Here is a 17234-nt window from a genome sequence, read left to right on the forward strand (position 1 = left end):
GGCGCATTGTCGGCTGCCCAGGTCGGCTCGCTCACCAACGACCAGATCGGTGGCCTGACCGCCGGTCAGATCGGCAAGCTCAGCAATGCTGCTGTCGCTGGCCTCAAGGCCACGCAGATCACGGCGATGACTGCCGATCAGGTTGCCGGCATCACCGCAGGTCAGAGCGCTCTGCTGACGGCTGCGCAGGTTGCGGGCTTCAGCGCCACGAACGTGACGAAGCTGACCGACGACGCTGTTGCCGGGATATCCGCCAAGGCGATTGGTGGTCTTACCAACGAAGCGATCGCTGTCCTCAGCGACAGCCAGATCGGCAAGCTCAGCGCCGACCAGATCAAGGTGATGACGCCGAAGCAGGTTACCGCCTTCACGGCTGGCCAGCTCGGCAAGTTCACCGACGATCAGATGGGTGCTCTGACGGCAGCCCAGGTCGGTTCTCTCTCCGACACGCAGATCGTCGGTCTCTCGGCTGCTCAGATTGGCAAGCTCAGCAACGCTGCAGTGGGCGGTCTGAAGGCAACGCAGATCAGCGGTATGTCTGACACGCAGCTTGAAGGTCTGAGCGTTGCGCAGGCTGGCGCACTGACGGCGGCCCAGGTCGGTGCTCTCAGTGCCGATGACATCAAGAAGTTCTCCGACGACGAAATCGGGGCGATTGGTGTAAAGTCGATTAACGGCCTGAAGAACGAGGCAATCGCTGCCCTTACCGAAAGCCAGATCGGCAAGCTGACGACCGGCCAGATCTCCGGTCTGCTGTCGACACAGGTTGCGAGCTTCACGGCTGCTCAGCTTGGCAAGTTCACCGACGACCAGATCGGCGCACTCTCCGCCGCTCAGGTTGGTGCACTGACCAACGACCAGATCGGTGGTCTTTCCGCCGGTCAGATCGGCAAGCTTAGCAACACGGCCGTCACCGGCCTCAAGGCAAGCCAGATCACGGCGATGACTGCCGATCAGGTTGCCGGCATCACCGCAGGCCAGAGCGCTCTTCTGACCGGTGCGCAGGTTGCTGGCTTCACTGCCACGAACGTTACGAAGCTGACCGATGATGCGGTTGCGGGCCTGACCGCCAAGGCAATCCCGAGCCTGACGAACGACGCGATCGCTGTCCTCAGCGAAAGCCAGGTCGGCAAGCTCAGCACCGACCAGCTCAAGGCGATGACGCCGAAGCAGGTCAGCGGCTTCACTGCCACGCAGCTCGGCAAGTTCACCGACGACCAGATCGGTGCGCTCTCCGCAACTCAGGTCGGCGCGCTGACCGATACGCAGATCGGTGGCCTCTCGGCCGGTCAGATCGGCAAGATCAGCAACACGGCAGTCACCGGTCTCAAGGCCACGCAGATCACGGCGATGAGCGCCGATCAGGTTGCCGGCATCACCGCTGACCAGAGTGCTCTGCTGACAGCTGCGCAGGTTGGTGGCTTCAGCGCCACGAACGTGACGAAGCTGACCGACAACGCAGTTGCCGGCCTGACCGCCAAGGCGATCCCTGGCTTGAAGAACGAAGCGATCGCTGTCCTCAGCGACAGCCAGATCGGCAAGCTCAGCGCCGATCAGATCAAGGCGGTGACAACGCAGCAGATCGCAGGCTTCACAGCTGCTCAGCTCGGCAAGTTCACCGACGATCAGATGGGTGCTCTGTCGGCTGCTCAGGTCGGCGCACTCTCCGACACGCAGATCGCCGGTCTCTCGGCTGCCCAGATCGGCAAGCTCAGCAACGCTGCAGTGGGCGGTCTGAAGGCAACCCAGATCAGCGGCATGACCGACGTACAGCTCGAAGGCGTCAGCACGTCCCAGGCCGCTGTGCTGACGGCAGCCCAGGTCGGTGCTCTGAGCGCCGACGACATCAAGAAGTTCTCCGATGACGACATCGGGGCGATCACGGCGAAGTCGATCAACGGTCTGAAGGCCGATGCCATTGCCGCTCTCAGCGAAAGCCAGATCGGCAAGCTCAGCGCGGACCAGATCTCCGGTCTGCTTTCGACGCAGGTTGCCAGCTTCACGGCTGCTCAGCTCGGCAAGTTCAGTGACGACCAGATCGGCGCACTTTCCGCCGCTCAGGTTGGTGCACTGACCAACGACCAGATTGGCGGTCTCTCTGCCGGTCAGATCGGCAAGCTCAGCAACTCGGCTGTAGCGGGTCTGAAGGCAAGCCAGATCACGGCAATGAGCGCCGATCAGGTTGCCGGCATCACCACAGGCCAGGCAGGTCTGCTGACTGCTCTGCAGGTCGCTGGCTTCAGCGCCACGAACGTCACCAAACTGACGGACGACGCGGTTGCCGCGATCGGTACCAAGTCGATGGGTGGTCTGAAGACCGACGCGATCGGTGTTCTCAGCGACAGCCAGATCGGCAAGCTGAGCGCTGATCAGATCAAGTCGATCACGACACAGCAGATCGCCGGCTTCAAGGCTGCCCAGCTCGGCAAGTTCACCGACGACCAGCTCGGCGCACTCTCCGCCGCCCAGGTCGGCGCACTGAGCAACGATCAGATCGCGGGTCTCTCTGCGGCTCAGATCGGCAAGCTCAGCGACACGGCGATCACCGGTCTCAAGGCAACGCAGATCACCTCGATGAGCACCGCTCAGATCGAAGGGATCACGCTGTCGCAGACCGCAAAGTTGAACGCTGCACAGATCGGCGCCATGGCGCCGGAAGGCGTCGCGAAATTCTCGGTCGACGAGATCGCCGCAATCGACGTCAGCGCGATCAAGGGACTGTCTGCGGACGACATCACGGCTTTGGACAAGGATCACGCCAACGCCTTCACCACGCCGCAGATCCAGGCAATGAACGACGATCAGCTGGCAGCCGTCGTGGCCGCCTACAACGCAGCCTAAGACGCAAGGGAGGGTGGCCTGTCGGCCACGCTTCACCGGCTTAACGCAATCGGGCCCGCAGCTTTGCGGGCCCTTTTCATTTTCCGGCCTACCTGGTCCTCGCGCATGGCAACAAGCTGCCCCCAGTTCGCTTCGAGACCATGCCGCGAATCATCATTGCCGTCCGATTCGCGTCGGCTGTTTTATGTGATGGAAGTGTGCCGCCGGCTGGGCCCGGTCATTCCGATTTTTCAACGGCCATAAAAGGCCCAGAGAGGGCCTAGGGCGAGAGATGACAGTCTTGTGCTGTTGCGGCCCGGGTTGCATCAGCGAGCACGTCGTGAAGGCTCTGTAGAGGCTTTCGCTTGTGCCAAAGATTGAGCCCAGCACACAGCAGCGATCGCCATGGCGTATTTCAGGGCATGCTTCTTAATTCGACTGAGAACCATACCGCAGTTCCTCTGCGATAGCGCGCGGCAGACGCGGGAAATGGCAGTGCTGCAGAAGGCAGCGGCGTGGGAGATTTTGTGAGAAAACTTAGCCGGCTTTGAGGGAAGCTAAAATCACCAATCAGCGGCTTGGTAAAATCCTCTAATAAATCAAGAGGATCGGATGGTGGGCGTGACAGGGATTGAACCTGTGACCCCTACGATGTCAACGTAGTGCTCTCCCGCTGAGCTACACGCCCATCCGATGGCGGCGCATAGATCACAAAACCTTTGGGGCCGTCAATAGGCTTTTTTGAAGTTTTGTGACCTGACGCCTGCAAGCCTTATGCGGCAAGCATTTTGTTCACTTCGTCGACGAGATCGCGGAGGTGGAAAGGCTTGGAAAGGACCTTTGCATCCTTCGGTGCCTTCGAATCAGGGTTCAGTGCCACGGCAGCAAAACCGGTGATGAACATGACCTTGAGGTCCGGATCGAGTTCGGTCGCGCGACGCGCGAGTTCGATGCCGTCCATTTCAGGCATGACGATGTCGGTCAGCAGAAGCGAAAAGGGCTCTTCGCGGAGCCGGTCATAGGCGCTTGCGCCGTTGTCGTAGGACAGAACCTTGTAGCCTGCCTTTTCGAGCGCCTTCACGAGGAAGCGGCGCATGTCGTTGTCGTCTTCTGCAAGCAGTATCTTCTGAGTCATTATCCAGACCGCTGGTGAGATGAATTTTTATGGGAGGCTCCAGCCAATACACTAGTCCTTCCCCGGTAAACAACCGGTGAAGTGACCACCCGTGGCTGTCATCCCCTGTACATAGTATGGACTTGCGGCCGGGCAACTGGCAACATGGGGCAAGCAAGCCTCGAACGACATGGTTAAGAGGGTAGAAGGTGCCTGAAATCCGCGAATACGAGCTTTTTGAGATACGTGAGCCCGTGTCGCAGACCATTCCCTTCGTTTACAATTCCCCCCATAGCGGCCGCATTTATCCACCGGAATTTATCGCCCAGTCCCGTCTTCAGGGCATTTCGATCCGCCGCTCGGAGGATCACTACGTCGATGAACTGTTCTCGGCGGCCAGCCTGCTCGGTGCGCCGCTGCTGCTCGCAAACTTCCCGCGGGCCTATCTCGACGTTAACCGTGAACCCTATGAACTCGATCCGCGAATGTTCGACGGGCTTCTGCCGTCCTATGCGAACATCAATTCGCTGCGTGTTGCAGGCGGTCTAGGGACCATCCCGCGCATCGTCGCCGAAAACATGGAGATCTATGCGCGGCGCATTCCGGTCCAGGAAGGGCTTGATCGCGTCGAGAGCGTCTACAAGCCATATCACGCCGCACTGCGGCGGCTGATTGCCCGTACCCATGTGCAGTTCGGCTTCGGTGTGCTGATCGATTGCCACTCGATGCCTGGAAACGTGCGGGTTGCCGGCAGCAACCAGCGGCCGGATTTCATCATCGGCGACCGTTACGGGACGTCGGCCTCCGCCGAGTTGTCGCGCACTGCGATCAGTATCTTCGAAGAGATGGGCTTCACGGCCATTCGCAACAAGCCCTATGCCGGCGGCTTCATCACCGAGCATTACGGGCGCCCGTCGAGGGGTTTGCATGCGCTGCAGATCGAGGTCAACCGCTCGATCTACGTCGATGAGGTCACGCTGGAAAAGCGCGCGGATTTCCCGGTGATCGCCAATGCGGTGACGAGCTTCATGCGGCAGATGGCTGATTACGTGCAGCGCTTTGCCGACGATACGGCACTGGCTGCTGAATAACTCCCTGGCAATACTCAAAAAAAACCGCGCTCTGCAGCGCGGCTAAGTCTAGGGAGGAAACACCCAAGGAGGGTATTTACAGTCAGAAGACTGTAAGAAGAAGCTACTATTGCGCTGCACAATCGTCAAGCAAAATATTGCGGTGCAAAATAATTAGGCAGATAAAGATCGATTGCCTGAAGTGTTTGCATTTTAACGCAGTTTCGCTATGAAAAGCGCCAATCCCGAGGCCAGAAACGGATCCGCCAATGCTCCCCGACCGCTCGTTCTTCAATCGTCTGGCCGAAGCGGCCAAGGCCGAAACGCTTCCGCGCTTCCGCTCCGGCCTTGATGTCACCAACAAGCTCGTCAGCGGGTTCGACCCGGTCACCGAGGGCGACCAGGCGGCGGAAGCTGCGATCCGCAAGCTGATCGAGGCGCATTATCCCGAACACGGCATCCTTGGCGAGGAGCACGGCAGCGTCGGTCTCGACCGGGAATATGTCTGGGTCATCGATCCGATCGATGGCACGCGGGCCTTCATATCGGGCGTACCCGTCTGGGGCACGCTGATCGGCCTGCAGCAAAATGGCCAAGCCATCATGGGCATGATCGAGCAGCCGTTCACCGGAGAGCGCTATTTCGCTGACCAGAGCGGTTCGTTCTACACCGGGCCGGAAGGCGACAGGCAGCTCAAGGTGCGCGATTGCGATGCGCTTTCCAACGCCATCCTGTTTACAACCTCGCCGCATCTCTTCACCGGCAGCGATATGGACAAGTACCGGGAGATCGAAAGCCAGGTGCGGTTGTTCCGCTATGGCTGCGATTGCTACGCCTATGCGCTGCTTGCGGCCGGGCATATCGATCTCGTGATCGAAAACAGCCTGAAGCCCTACGACGTCGGCGGCATCATTCCTGTCGTCGAAAAGGCGGGGGGCATCATGACGACCTGGGACGGCGGGCGGCCGGAAAACGGCGGTTCGATCATCGCCGCCGGCAGCCGGGCTGTCTACGAACAGGCGATCGCCATCCTGCAGCGCTAGGCGTCAGGTGCCGATCGCTTCGACTTCCTGTATCGCTTCGGCATCGCTGCCGGGGATGAAGGCGTGGAAGGCGGCAAGGGCGGCTGCGCGATAGACATCGCGCTCCTGGAAGATCTCGTGACGGGCGCCGTTGACCGGCACCAGCTGACCGGCGCGGAAATAGCGCGACAGGCGCTCCTGGGCGATATAGGGCACGACGCCGTCACGCGTGGGGGCGATGACAACGGTCGGAATGGTGATGGAGAACAGGTGATTCGGCGCCATCACCTTGTCGATCGTCTTGAAGGATTCGACCAGCCAGCGGGCAGTCGGCGGGCCGAGCGTTAGTTCGGGGTGATTTCGCGTCATTGCGGCGTTGCGCTCGAAGCGGACCTCGTCTGACGTCAGCGGATTGTCGCGGAACTCGGGCTCGCGCAATTTGGCGCTCAGCGCCATGGTGCCCAAGCCGACGCTGCAGGCGGCGGACGCCAGCCTACGGATGGTCGAGGCCGATGCAGCCTGGCCGATCAGACCGATGAACGGTGCCGACAAAACCATACGCTCGATGCGGGTCGATAGATACGGTGCGGCGGAAAGCGCAATCAGCGCTCCGGTGGAATGCGCCAGGATGTAGAAGGGCAAGCGGGTGTCCGGCAGCACGATCTTCTCCAGGAAGATGTCGAGGTCGCGCTCGTAATCCGAAAACCGCCGGACATGGCCGTGCTGGCGCTTCTTGACGAGGCGCGGCGAGCCGCCCTGGCCGCGCAGGTCGAAGGTCGCCACCCAGAGGCCCTTCGCCGTCAGATCGCGGATCGTCTCGAAATATTTCTCGATATATTCGTTGCGGCCCTGCAGCAGCACGACCGTGCCCTTGGCGACGGAGGCGTTGGAGCGAAACACCGCATAACGCAGCTGCTGCCCGTCAAAGGTCTCGAAATAGCCCTCGGTCCGGTTCTCTGGGGCCGGATTGTCTGGAGTCGAGATGAGAACCTGGTCCATGGAATTTGCCGCTGCTCGATGAACGTCTATTGTAGGGGATAATGCACGCGAGGCTGAAATCAACTCTTAAAGATCGTCCGGCCGCCAAGTCCGCTCGAAAAAAGAGACCGGCGGGGCGAGAGGGATGCCCGGCGCCGGTCCATAGTCGGACTGAAGAAGAAGGGACGATGCACTTCAGCCATCGGGCCAGTTTGATTACCCGACGGTTTGATTTCTAGGACAGGGCGACTGAACCGATACCGAACCGGGCGTTCATGCGTGGTTCACCGGTCTGATCGGCGGCACTTGAACTCCGGAAAATCGATCACCATCTGAATTCTGCAGGTGCCGGAAGGGCCTGCCCAACCGCTCCGAAGCTGCCGAATATGGGGTTTCGGGGACATGTTTTTCGCAACTCGTCGCTTCCCAAGGAGGACACTATGCGTCACGTCGATTTCTCTCCCCTCTACCGTTCCACCGTCGGTTTCGATCGTCTTTTCACGATGCTCGACAGCCTTGCTCAGCCCGATCAGGGCCAGACCTATCCGCCCTACAATATCGAGCGCACCGGTGAGAACACCTACCGCATCACGATGGCGGTTGCCGGTTTCGATGAAACCGAAATCTCGATCGAAGCCCAGGCGCACGCCCTGACCGTCAAGGGCGAAAAGAGCGAAGATGCTGCCGACGGCAGCGAATTCCTCTATCGCGGCATCGCCAAGCGCACTTTCGAGCGCCGCTTTCAGCTTGCCGATCATGTCGAGGTCACTGCCGCTTCGCTGAAGAACGGCCTGCTGCACATCGACCTTCTGCGCAGCATTCCTGAAGCCATGAAGCCCCGGAAGATTGCGATTGCCGCCGAGGCGGTCAACGCGCCCAAGGCCATCGAGGCTCAGGTCACCAACTGATCAATCCCTCCCAGGACTGAAAAGAAAAGCGGCGCTCCGGTGGAGCGCCGCTTTTTTGTTGATTGCTTGCCGGGCTCGCCGGTCAGGCCGGACTTGCCGCTTCCTCGAGCTCCTTGGCGCTGGCCCGCTTTGCGGCGGCAGCCGCGTATTTCTGGGCGATGACGGCGCAGGCCATCAGCTGGATCTGGTGGAACAGCATCAGCGGCAGCACGATAGCGCCGATTGACTGGCCGGCGAAGATGACGTTGGCCATCGGCACGCCGCTCGCCAGGCTCTTCTTCGAGCCACAAAAGGTGATGGTGATCTCGTCGGCCTTGTTGAAGCCGAGCGCCCGGCTTCCGTACATGGTGATCGCAAGAACCAGCGCCAGCAGCAGCATGTCGAGGACGATGACCACGGCGATATCGCCGATCGAGAACGTATGCCAGAGACCCTCGACGACGGCCTTGCTGAAGGCCACGTAGACGACCATCAGGATCGATCCGCGATCGACAGGCATCAGGATCTTCTTTATCGAGCGGATCCAGTCACCGATCCACGGCTGCAATACCTGGCCGAGCACGAAGGGCAGCAGCAGCTGCAGCATGATCTGCTCCAGCGCATCCCACGAGAAGCCGCCATGGCCGCCGACCGAAAATAATAGGCCGACGAGCAGCGGCGTCAGGAACATGCCGAAGATGTTCGATGCCGATGCCGAGCAGATCGCTGCCGGAACATTGCCGCCGGCCATCGAGGTGAAGGCGATCGAGGACTGAACCGTCGAAGGCAGCACGCAGAGGAAGAGAATGCCGAGATAGAGCGGTTGCGGCAGGATCGTATCGGGGATGAAGCCGATGGCTACGCCAAGTAGCGGGAAAAGCGCGAAAGTGGTCAGCAGGATCGCCAGATGCAGACGCCAGTGCAGCACGCCGGCGATCACCACGTCGCGGGAAAGACGCGCGCCGTGCAGGAAGAACAACAGGGCGATCGCCAAATCCGTGGCAATGCTGAAGTAACCGGCAAACGCTCCGTCCGCCGGAAACAGCGACGCGAGGATAACGGTGCAGACGAGGAGGATCGTGAAAGTATCTGGCAGGAAGCGGCGCATGATCTGGTCCCGGGCAATTCTAAGTTCATTGTTTTGTCATCCATTATGATTCAGGATGCAAGGAATAACAGTTATCATGAATTGAGATTAGAATGCTCGATCTTACCCAGTTGCGCAGTTTCGTCGCCGTCGAACAGATGGGCAGTTTCACTCTGGCTGCCGAGCGCCTGGGGCTTGGGCAATCGACGGTCAGCCAGCATATTCAGCGGCTTGAAACGTCGGTCGGCCGGAAATTGCTGGCGCGGGATACGCATAAGGTGGTGCTGACTGGAGACGGTGAGGCGCTGCTGTCGCATGCCCGGGCCATGCTTTCGATCGAGGGGCAAGTGCAGTCTCTGTTTCGCGGCAACAGTCTGCGCGGCAAGCTCAGACTCGGCGTTTCGGAGGATTTCGTCACCAGCCAGCTCCCGGCGGTGCTGGAAGATTTCGTCCGCTCGCATCCCTCCGTCGATCTGGAGCTCACCGTTGCTCTTTCTGGTGCGCTCTATGAGATGCAGGACAATGGCGAGATCGACCTCGTGCTTGCGAAGCGCCGGCTGGGGGATGCGCGCGGCAAGCTGGTTTACCGCGAGCCTCTGGTGTGGCTGGCGCGTGATCCCGAGCATATCATGGCGCAGAACCCGCTGCCGCTGATCGCCTTCCCGGCGCCAAGCGTCACCCGCAGCATCGCGCTGGAAGCACTGGGGCGGACGCAGGTGGCGTGGCGGATCGTCTGCACCTGCGGCAGCCTCAGCGGCCTTACGGCGGCGGCGCGTGCCGGAATGGGGGTGCTGGTGCAACCGCGCAGCATGGCACCGTCAGGATTGAAGGAAATTTCGCCTGGTCGGCTGCCGGTGCTTGAGGATGTGGAATTTGTGCTTGTCCCACGCAAGGGCGCCGATCGGGCTCTGGTCTCGGCGCTTTCCGAAGACATCCTCGGCAAGGTGCGCAGCTTGCGGTCAAGCAACTAAAGAAAAACCCCGCCGGATCGGCGGGGGTTTCTGTTGTTCCGGTTATGGGCCTACGCACTGCTGGCGGGGGCCGTTATAGGGCTGGAACGTGTTATCCGAAGCCCGGTAAGAACGGTAGCGGTCGGCGCACCAGCGGGTATGCGAGTTGCCGCCATAGTAGCGCGGCTGCGACGCAGCGCTCAATGCGCCGCCGATGATCGCACCGGCTGCAAGTCCGCCGATAATCGCGCCGGTATTGTTGTTATGGCGATGGTAGTAGCCGTCGCGATAGTAGCGGCGGTTATAGTTCGAGTGGTAGCGGCCATTGTTCCAATGGTGGTTGTTCCAGTTGCGGTGGCGCACAATTCTGGGGCTGCGCACTTGCTGGATATCGGATGCCAGCTGCGGCTTCTCGATGTTGACCACGGGGAACGCCTGCGCTGGCGCAATGCCGGTGAAGGCGGTGGCGAGAGAAATGACTAGGATTGCGAGTTTTTTCATGATTTTCACCTTTCGCCTGTAAAATCGAAAGGCGGCCCGAAAGTTCCGCGAGACCACACTTTTGTGCAGGCTTTCACGCAAACGTTAACGGGCTGCTTGCCGCTTTAAGCCGCTCTCAACCGTGTCGCTTAGGCGTTTGGTCAGATTTCGGCCGATAGTTTAGCAATCCTTAAAGGTCGTCGTTCGGGGCGAGGGAGAACGGACCTATGGTTTATGGAGCAATATTCGTATCCGGGCTGGTTGCCTGCGTGATGATGATCGTGGTGATTGGCCACGAAGCAGAAAAGGCGGATCAGGGTGCACCCCAATCCGCCGTCTTCGGACATCAGAATTGATGCCGTCTTATGCCGCCAGGCATTTCAGGAAGCCGTCGACATCGGCTTCCGTCGTCGCAAAGCTGGTCACCAGACGGATCAGCGTTTCGTTGTCGCCAACGAGTTCCGGGGTGGCGACCGGGATAGGCCACTCATAGAATTTTGCGCCGCGGCTTTCGGCGGTCTTGGCTGCTGCCTTGGTGATCACGGAAAAGACTTCGTTGGATGCCGTCGGCCAGGCAAGGCGGGCGGAATTGCTGGCGCCGATGCCGGAGCGCAGCTGGTCGGCCATGCCGTTCGAATGGCGTGCAAGGCCAAGCCAGAGCTCTTCCTCGAAATAGGCGTCGAACTGTGCGGCGATGAAGCGCGATTTGGAGAAGAGCTGCGCGGCGCGCTTGCGGATGAAGGGAATATCCTTGGCCTGCTCCGGATTGAAGAAGACGATCGCTTCCGCACACCAGCAGCCGTTCTTGGTGCCGCCGAACGAGAGAATATCGACGCCGCGCTTCCAGGTCATTTCCGCCGGTGTTGCACCGAGCGCGACAAGCGCATTTGCAAAACGGGCGCCATCCATATGAAGCGGGAGGCCGCGCTTTTTGGCGATCGACGAGATCTCGCCGATTTCAGGCAGCGAGTAGACGGTGCCGATCTCTGTCGCCTGAGTGATGGAAATGGCGGAGGCGCGGCCGTGATGCACGGCATCTTCCGGGAAGCTGGCGATCTTCGCCGCGAGTTTCGCCGGGTCGATCTTTCCAGCCTCGCCGCTGACGGGGATTAGGCGGGCAGAATCGGCGAAGAATTCCGGTGCGCCGCACTCGTCTTCGATCACGTGGGCCTCGGAGTGGCAGAAGGTCACGCCGCCCGGCCGTTGCACGCTGGCAAGCGAGAGTGAGTTGGCGGCGGTGCCTGTTGCCACGAAGAAGACGGCGACGTCGCGCTCAAAGACCTCGGAGAAGCGGGCTGCGACCTTCTTGTCGAGATCGCTGTTGCCATAGGCGGCGGCAAAGCCGGTGGAGGCTGAAAGAAGGCGTTTGGCAATGGCCTCGTGGGCACCGGCCCAGTTGTCGGAAGCAAAAAACATGATGTGACCGCACTTGGTAGTTTGGGGAGGGGTAAAGTTCGGCAGGGACATTACGCCATTGCCGCGGCCGATCAAGCGGCAGCCATCAGACACATCACGAAATCTGATTTCCGCAATCAATATACAAAATAATGCAAAAGAGCGTAATTTTATGTCGCACAATTGTTGTTTAGGGTAACTTTTGGTCGAAACTTGATGTTTTTTTAATTTATCACTCTTGCGGGAGCTCCGTCATTCTGGCATAGAACTTGTGAATTAGGACAGGGTTGTTGTCCTATTTTGGCCTTCGTGGCCGGAGAGGTGCCGAAAGTCCTGACCTTTGCAGGCTTTCACGTTATAGTCCGCACGAGCGCAAGACCTTTGAGGTTGCGCGGAGGCGGCTGACAGGCGCGGAGCGCGGCGGATCGCTTCTGGCGGACGCATGCGGCCGATCTTCACAATGCAACAGCGCTGTCACGCGCCGGACCTAAGATCGGGAACGGTGCATGACGAAAGGCCGCCCGCCGACCCCCGCGGGCTTTGACAGGAGCGAAGACGATGACGAAGAAGACGCCATCCACGAGTTTTGACCAGAGTGCTGCGGCCAGTGCGCGCGCAACGGCCAAAACGCGCAAATTCGCCTCCGGGCTGCCGAAAAAGCAAGGCCTCTACGATCCCCGCAACGAGCACGATGCCTGTGGCGTCGGCTTTGTTGCGCATATGAAGGGTCAGAAGTCGCATCAGATCGTCAAGGACGGCCTCTTCATTCTCGAAAACCTGACGCACCGCGGTGCCGTCGGCGCCGATCCGCTGATGGGTGACGGTGCAGGAATTCTCGTGCAGATTCCCGATCGCTTCTTCCGCGAGGAAATGGCGAAGCAGGGCATCACCCTGCCGAAGGCCGGCGAATACGGCGTTGGTCACATCTTCATGCCGCGCGACGAAGCACAGATCGAGCATTTCAAGAAGGTGATCAAGGATGTCATCACCGAGGAAGGCCAGGTTCTGATCGGCTTCCGCGATGTGCCGGTCGACAACTCGTCGCTGTCCAAGGCGCCTGAAATCGCCGCCACCGAGCCGCATCACGTTCAGATCTTCATCGGCGCCGGCGAAGATGCCGCGACGAACGACGAGTTCGAGCGCCGCCTGTTCACGCTCCGCAAGGTGATCTCCAACCGCATCTATGACGAGTTCGATGGCGAGGAGAGCAATTTCTATCCGGTATCGCTGTCGTCGGCGACGATTGTCTACAAGGGCATGTTCCTGGCCTATCAGGTCGGCGCCTATTACACCGATCTGGCGGACCCGCGGTTCGAAAGCGCTGTCGCGCTCGTGCATCAGCGCTTCTCGACCAACACCTTCCCGTCCTGGAAGCTGGCGCATCCGTACCGCATGGTTGCCCATAACGGCGAAATCAACACGCTGCGCTCAAACGTCAACTGGATGGCGGCGCGCCAAGCCTCGGTGTCCTCGCCGCTGTTCGGCGACGATATCTCCAAGCTTTGGCCTATCTCTTACGAGGGCCAGTCGGATACGGCCTGTTTCGACAACGCGCTCGAATTCCTGGTGCGCGGCGGCTATTCCATGGCGCATGCCGTGATGATGCTGATCCCGGAAGCCTGGGCCGGCAACCAGTCGATGGCTGCCGAGCGCAAGGCATTCTACGAATACCACGCGGCGCTGATGGAGCCGTGGGACGGCCCGGCTGCCGTTGCCTTTACCGATGGCAAGCAGATCGGCGCGACGCTCGACCGTAACGGCCTGCGTCCGGCGCGCTATCTCGTCACCAACGACGACCGTATCATCTTGGCTTCGGAAGCCGGCACGCTGCCGGTTCCGGAAGAGGACATCGTTCAGAAGTGGCGCCTGCAGCCCGGCAAGATGCTGCTGATCGACATGGAAAAGGGCCGGATCGTTTCCGACGAGGAAGTGAAGTCCGAGCTCGCTACCAAGCATCCCTACCGCAGCTGGCTCGACCGTACGCAGCTGATCCTCGAAGACCTGAAGCCGGTGGAGCCGCGCGCGCTGCGCCGCGATGTCTCGCTGCTGAACCGCCAGCAGGCCTTCGGCTACACGACCGAAGACACCAAGATCCTGATGTCGCCGATGGCGACCACGGGTCAGGAAGCCGTCGGTTCGATGGGCACCGATACGCCGATCTCGGCGATGTCGGAAAAGTCGAAGCTGCTCTACACCTATTTCAAGCAGAACTTCGCGCAGGTCACCAACCCGCCGATCGATCCGATCCGCGAAGAGCTGGTCATGAGCCTCGTGTCGTTCATCGGCCCGCGTCCGAACCTGCTCGACCATACCGGCATGGCGAATGCCAAGCGTCTGGAAGTGCGCCAGCCGATCCTGACCAACGGCGATCTCGAGAAGATCCGCTCGATCGGCCACACGGAAGACCGCTTCGACACCAAGACGCTCGACTTCACCTATGACGTCGAACGTGGCGCCGAAGGCATGCCCGAAATGCTCGACCGCCTCTGTGAGCGCGCCGAAGCGGCCGTCAAGGGCGGCTACAACATCATCGTGCTGTCGGACCGTCAGCTGGGCCCCGATCGCATCGCCATCCCGGCGCTGCTGGCGACCGCTGCCGTCCACCATCACCTGATCCGCAAGGGTCTGCGCACCTCCGTCGGCATCGTCGTCGAGACCGGCGAGCCGCGCGAAGTGCACCATTTCTGCCTGCTCGCTGGCTATGGTGCCGAAGCGATCAACCCGTATCTCGCTTTCGATACGTTGCTCGACATGCATGCCAAGGGCGAGTTCCCGAAGGAAGTCGATGCCTCGGAAGTCGTCTATCGTTACATCAAGGCTGTCGGTAAGGGCATCCTGAAGGTCATGTCGAAGATGGGCATCTCGACCTACCAGTCCTATTGCGGCGGCCAGATCTTCGATGCGATCGGTCTGCAGCAGGAGCTGGTCGACAAGTATTTCTTCGGCACGGCAACGATGATCGAAGGTGTCGATCTCTCGGCGATCGCCGAAGAGACCGTTGCCCGCCATACGTCGGCTTTCGGCAAGGATCCGCTGCTGGCGACGACGCTCGATATCGGCGGCGAATATGCCTACCGCATGCGTGGCGAAAGCCATGCCTGGACGCCGGATGCCGTTGCCACGCTGCAGCATGCCGTTCGCGGCAATGCCGAGGATCGCTACCGCGAGTTTGCCGAAATGGTGAACACGTCGGCACTGCGCATGAACACGATCCGCGGTCTCTTCAACATCAAGAGCGCCGAGCAGCTGGGCCGCACGCCGGTTTCCGTCGACGAGGTCGAGCCGGCGATCGATATCGTCAAGCGCTTCTCGACGGGCGCCATGTCGTTCGGCTCGATCAGCCGCGAGGCGCATACGACGCTGGCGATCGCCATGAACAAGATCGGCGGCAAGTCGAACACCGGCGAGGGCGGCGAAGAGAGCGATCGCTACATGCCGCTGCCGGATGGCTCGTCGAACCCGGAACGCTCGGCCATCAAGCAGATCGCCTCGGGACGTTTCGGTGTGACGACGGAATATCTGGTCAATGCCGACATGCTGCAGATCAAGGTCGCGCAGGGTGCCAAGCCCGGCGAAGGCGGTCAGCTGCCCGGCCACAAGGTCGATGCGACCGTCGCCAAGACCCGCCACTCGACCCCGGGCGTCGGCCTGATTTCGCCGCCGCCGCACCACGACATCTATTCGATCGAAGATCTGGCACAGCTGATCTACGACCTGAAGAACGTCAACCCGACGTCCGATGTCTCGGTCAAGCTCGTCTCGGAAGTCGGCGTCGGCACGGTTGCTGCCGGTGTTGCCAAGGCGCGTGCCGACCACATCACGGTCTCGGGCTTCGATGGCGGCACTGGCGCATCGCCGCTGACCTCGCTGAAGCATGCGGGTTCCCCCTGGGAAATCGGCCTTGCCGAAACACAGCAGACGCTGGTGCTGAACGGTCTGCGCTCGCGTATCGCCCTGCAGGTCGATGGCGGTCTGAAGACCGGCCGCGACGTCATCATCGGTGCGCTTCTCGGTGCCGACGAGTTCGGCTTCGCGACCGCGCCGCTGATCGCTGCCGGCTGCATCATGATGCGCAAGTGCCATCTGAACACCTGTCCGGTTGGCGTTGCGACGCAGGATCCGGTTTTGCGCAAGCGCTTCAAGGGCACGCCGGAGCACGTCATCAACTACTTCTTCTTCGTCGCCAACGAAGTGCGCGAAATCCTCGCCTCGCTCGGCTTCACCAAGCTCGACGATATCGTCGGTGCTTCGGAGTTGCTGGAGAAGGACGAGATGCTGGCGCATTGGAAGGCCAAGGGTCTCGATTTCAGCCGCATCTTCCACAAGGTCGAAGCTGCCAAGGAAGAGACCTACTGGACCACACGCCAGAAGCATCCGATCGACGATATCCTCGACCGCAAGCTGATCGAGCAGGCGGAACCGGCACTGACGTCCAAGACCCCGGTTGCCTTCGAAGTCGATATCAAGAACGTCGACCGTTCGGCAGGCGCGATGCTGTCTGGCGAAGTCGCCAAGCGTTACAACCATCGCGGTCTGAAGGAAGACACGATCAACGTGACGCTTCGCGGCACGGCCGGACAGTCGTTTGGCGCGTTCCTAGCCCGCGGCATCACCTTCAACCTGATCGGCGACGGCAACGACTATGTCGGCAAGGGCCTTTCGGGTGGCAAGATCATCGTCCGTCCGCCGGAGAATTCGAAGATCGTCGCGGAAGATTCGATCATCGTCGGCAACACCGTTCTCTACGGCGCGACCGAGGGTGAATGCTACTTCCGCGGTGTCGCGGGCGAGCGCTTTGCTGTCCGTAACTCGGGTGCGATCGCCATCGTCGAAGGCGTGGGCGACCACGGCTGCGAATACATGACGGGCGGCGTCGTCGTCGTGCTCGGCGCAACGGGGCGTAACTTCGCGGCCGGCATGTCCGGTGGCGTGGCTTACGTTCTCGACGAGATCGGCGATTTCGCCAAGCGCTGCAACATGGCGATGGTCGAACTCGAGCCGGTTCCGGAAGAGGACGACATGATGGAGAAGCTGCATCATCACGGCGGCGATCTGGCGCACAAGGGACGCGTCGACGTCTCCGGCGACATGACCCGCCACGACGAGGAGCGCCTCTATCAGCTGATCTCCAACCATCTGCACTACACGGGCTCAACCCGCGCGAAGCAGATCTTGGACGGCTGGGCCGACTACCGCCCGAAATTCCGCAAGGTCATGCCGGTCGAGTACCGCCGTGCGCTTGAGGAAATGGAGCGCGCCCGGATGGGGATCGCTGCGGAATAATTTGCAAAGAAGTCCGCCGCGCCGAGTGCGTGGCGGATGACCGGACTATCTTCAAATGACCCGTGCCGATTGGTGGCAGCATCCTGCTGCTGGTCCGCACGGATGGATCTCAGGGGATATGTGCTGATGACGGTCGAAAGAAGCAACC

General features: G+C 60.6%; 11 protein-coding genes and 1 tRNA gene. 6 read left to right on the forward strand and 6 right to left on the reverse strand.

The features are described from left to right. On the forward strand, positions 1-2841 hold a 2841-nt coding region (locus tag AB4Z25_RS26355; RefSeq protein ID WP_442210067.1), incomplete at its 5' end, for a beta strand repeat-containing protein. A 592-nt stretch (positions 2842-3433) separates the two neighbouring features. Here the strand turns inward: AB4Z25_RS26355 and AB4Z25_RS26360 are convergent. Next, positions 3434-3508: transfer RNA gene (locus tag AB4Z25_RS26360), tRNA-Val, on the reverse strand. Between the two features lie 84 nt (positions 3509-3592). Next, positions 3593-3955, reverse strand: a complete 363-nt coding sequence (gene cpdR1, locus AB4Z25_RS26365; protein WP_003542883.1) for a response regulator CpdR1 — start codon at positions 3953-3955, stop codon at positions 3593-3595. A 188-nt stretch (positions 3956-4143) separates the two neighbouring features. Here cpdR1 and AB4Z25_RS26370 point away from each other — a divergent pair, with 188 nt between their 5' ends. Next, on the forward strand, positions 4144-5025 hold the full coding sequence (locus tag AB4Z25_RS26370; RefSeq protein ID WP_112385543.1) for an N-formylglutamate amidohydrolase: 882 nt from the start codon (positions 4144-4146) through the stop codon (positions 5023-5025). A 248-nt stretch (positions 5026-5273) separates the two neighbouring features. Continuing rightward, complete coding sequence (hisN, locus tag AB4Z25_RS26375; protein ID WP_112538645.1) at positions 5274-6047, forward strand: histidinol-phosphatase; 774 nt, start codon at positions 5274-5276, stop codon at positions 6045-6047. Between the two features lie 3 nt (positions 6048-6050). On the opposite strand, the gene AB4Z25_RS26380 is transcribed toward hisN, so the two are convergent. Beyond that, positions 6051-7025, reverse strand: a complete 975-nt coding sequence (locus tag AB4Z25_RS26380) for an alpha/beta hydrolase (protein WP_112538646.1) — start codon at positions 7023-7025, stop codon at positions 6051-6053. 419 nt (positions 7026-7444) lie between these two features. Between AB4Z25_RS26380 and AB4Z25_RS26385 the strand changes: the two genes are divergently transcribed. Further along, positions 7445-7912, forward strand: coding sequence for an Hsp20 family protein (locus tag AB4Z25_RS26385; protein WP_112385540.1), 468 nt, complete (start codon positions 7445-7447; stop codon positions 7910-7912). A gap of 82 nt (positions 7913-7994) precedes the next feature. On the opposite strand, the gene AB4Z25_RS26390 is transcribed toward AB4Z25_RS26385, so the two are convergent. Next, positions 7995-8999, reverse strand: coding sequence for a bile acid:sodium symporter family protein (locus AB4Z25_RS26390; protein ID WP_112538647.1), 1005 nt, complete (start codon positions 8997-8999; stop codon positions 7995-7997). A gap of 92 nt (positions 9000-9091) precedes the next feature. Between AB4Z25_RS26390 and AB4Z25_RS26395 the strand changes: the two genes are divergently transcribed. Continuing rightward, positions 9092-9949, forward strand: coding sequence for a LysR family transcriptional regulator (locus AB4Z25_RS26395; RefSeq protein WP_112538648.1), 858 nt, complete (start codon positions 9092-9094; stop codon positions 9947-9949). A gap of 42 nt (positions 9950-9991) precedes the next feature. Here the strand turns inward: AB4Z25_RS26395 and AB4Z25_RS26400 are convergent, their stop codons facing one another. Beyond that, positions 9992-10429 (reverse strand): BA14K family protein, encoded by a 438-nt coding sequence (locus AB4Z25_RS26400; RefSeq protein WP_112538649.1) that lies wholly within the window; start codon positions 10427-10429, stop codon positions 9992-9994. Between the two features lie 342 nt (positions 10430-10771). After that, complete coding sequence (locus AB4Z25_RS26405; protein WP_112538650.1) at positions 10772-11824, reverse strand: threonine aldolase family protein; 1053 nt, start codon at positions 11822-11824, stop codon at positions 10772-10774. A gap of 537 nt (positions 11825-12361) precedes the next feature. Here AB4Z25_RS26405 and gltB point away from each other — a divergent pair. Beyond that, positions 12362-17086, forward strand: coding sequence for a glutamate synthase large subunit (gene gltB, locus AB4Z25_RS26410; RefSeq protein ID WP_112538651.1), 4725 nt, complete (start codon positions 12362-12364; stop codon positions 17084-17086). Positions 17087-17234 lie beyond the last annotated feature (148 nt).

The sequence above is a fragment of the Rhizobium sp. RAF36 genome, from assembly GCF_052114105.1.
In the GTDB taxonomy this organism is placed as follows: domain Bacteria; phylum Pseudomonadota; class Alphaproteobacteria; order Rhizobiales; family Rhizobiaceae; genus Rhizobium.

Coding starts and splice junctions, on each gene's coding strand:
- AB4Z25_RS26390 (WP_112538647.1), bottom strand. CDS start 8,999: ATGCGCCGCTTCCTGCCAGATACTTTCACGATCCTCCTCGTCTGCACC.
- AB4Z25_RS26405 (WP_112538650.1), bottom strand. CDS start 11,824: ATGTTTTTTGCTTCCGACAACTGGGCCGGTGCCCACGAGGCCATTGCC.
- gltB (WP_112538651.1), top strand. CDS start 12,362: ATGACGAAGAAGACGCCATCCACGAGTTTTGACCAGAGTGCTGCGGCC.
- AB4Z25_RS26395 (WP_112538648.1), top strand. CDS start 9,092: ATGCTCGATCTTACCCAGTTGCGCAGTTTCGTCGCCGTCGAACAGATG.
- AB4Z25_RS26400 (WP_112538649.1), bottom strand. CDS start 10,429: ATGAAAAAACTCGCAATCCTAGTCATTTCTCTCGCCACCGCCTTCACC.
- AB4Z25_RS26385 (WP_112385540.1), top strand. CDS start 7,445: ATGCGTCACGTCGATTTCTCTCCCCTCTACCGTTCCACCGTCGGTTTC.
- hisN (WP_112538645.1), top strand. CDS start 5,274: ATGCTCCCCGACCGCTCGTTCTTCAATCGTCTGGCCGAAGCGGCCAAG.
- cpdR1 (WP_003542883.1), bottom strand. CDS start 3,955: ATGACTCAGAAGATACTGCTTGCAGAAGACGACAACGACATGCGCCGC.
- AB4Z25_RS26380 (WP_112538646.1), bottom strand. CDS start 7,025: ATGGACCAGGTTCTCATCTCGACTCCAGACAATCCGGCCCCAGAGAAC.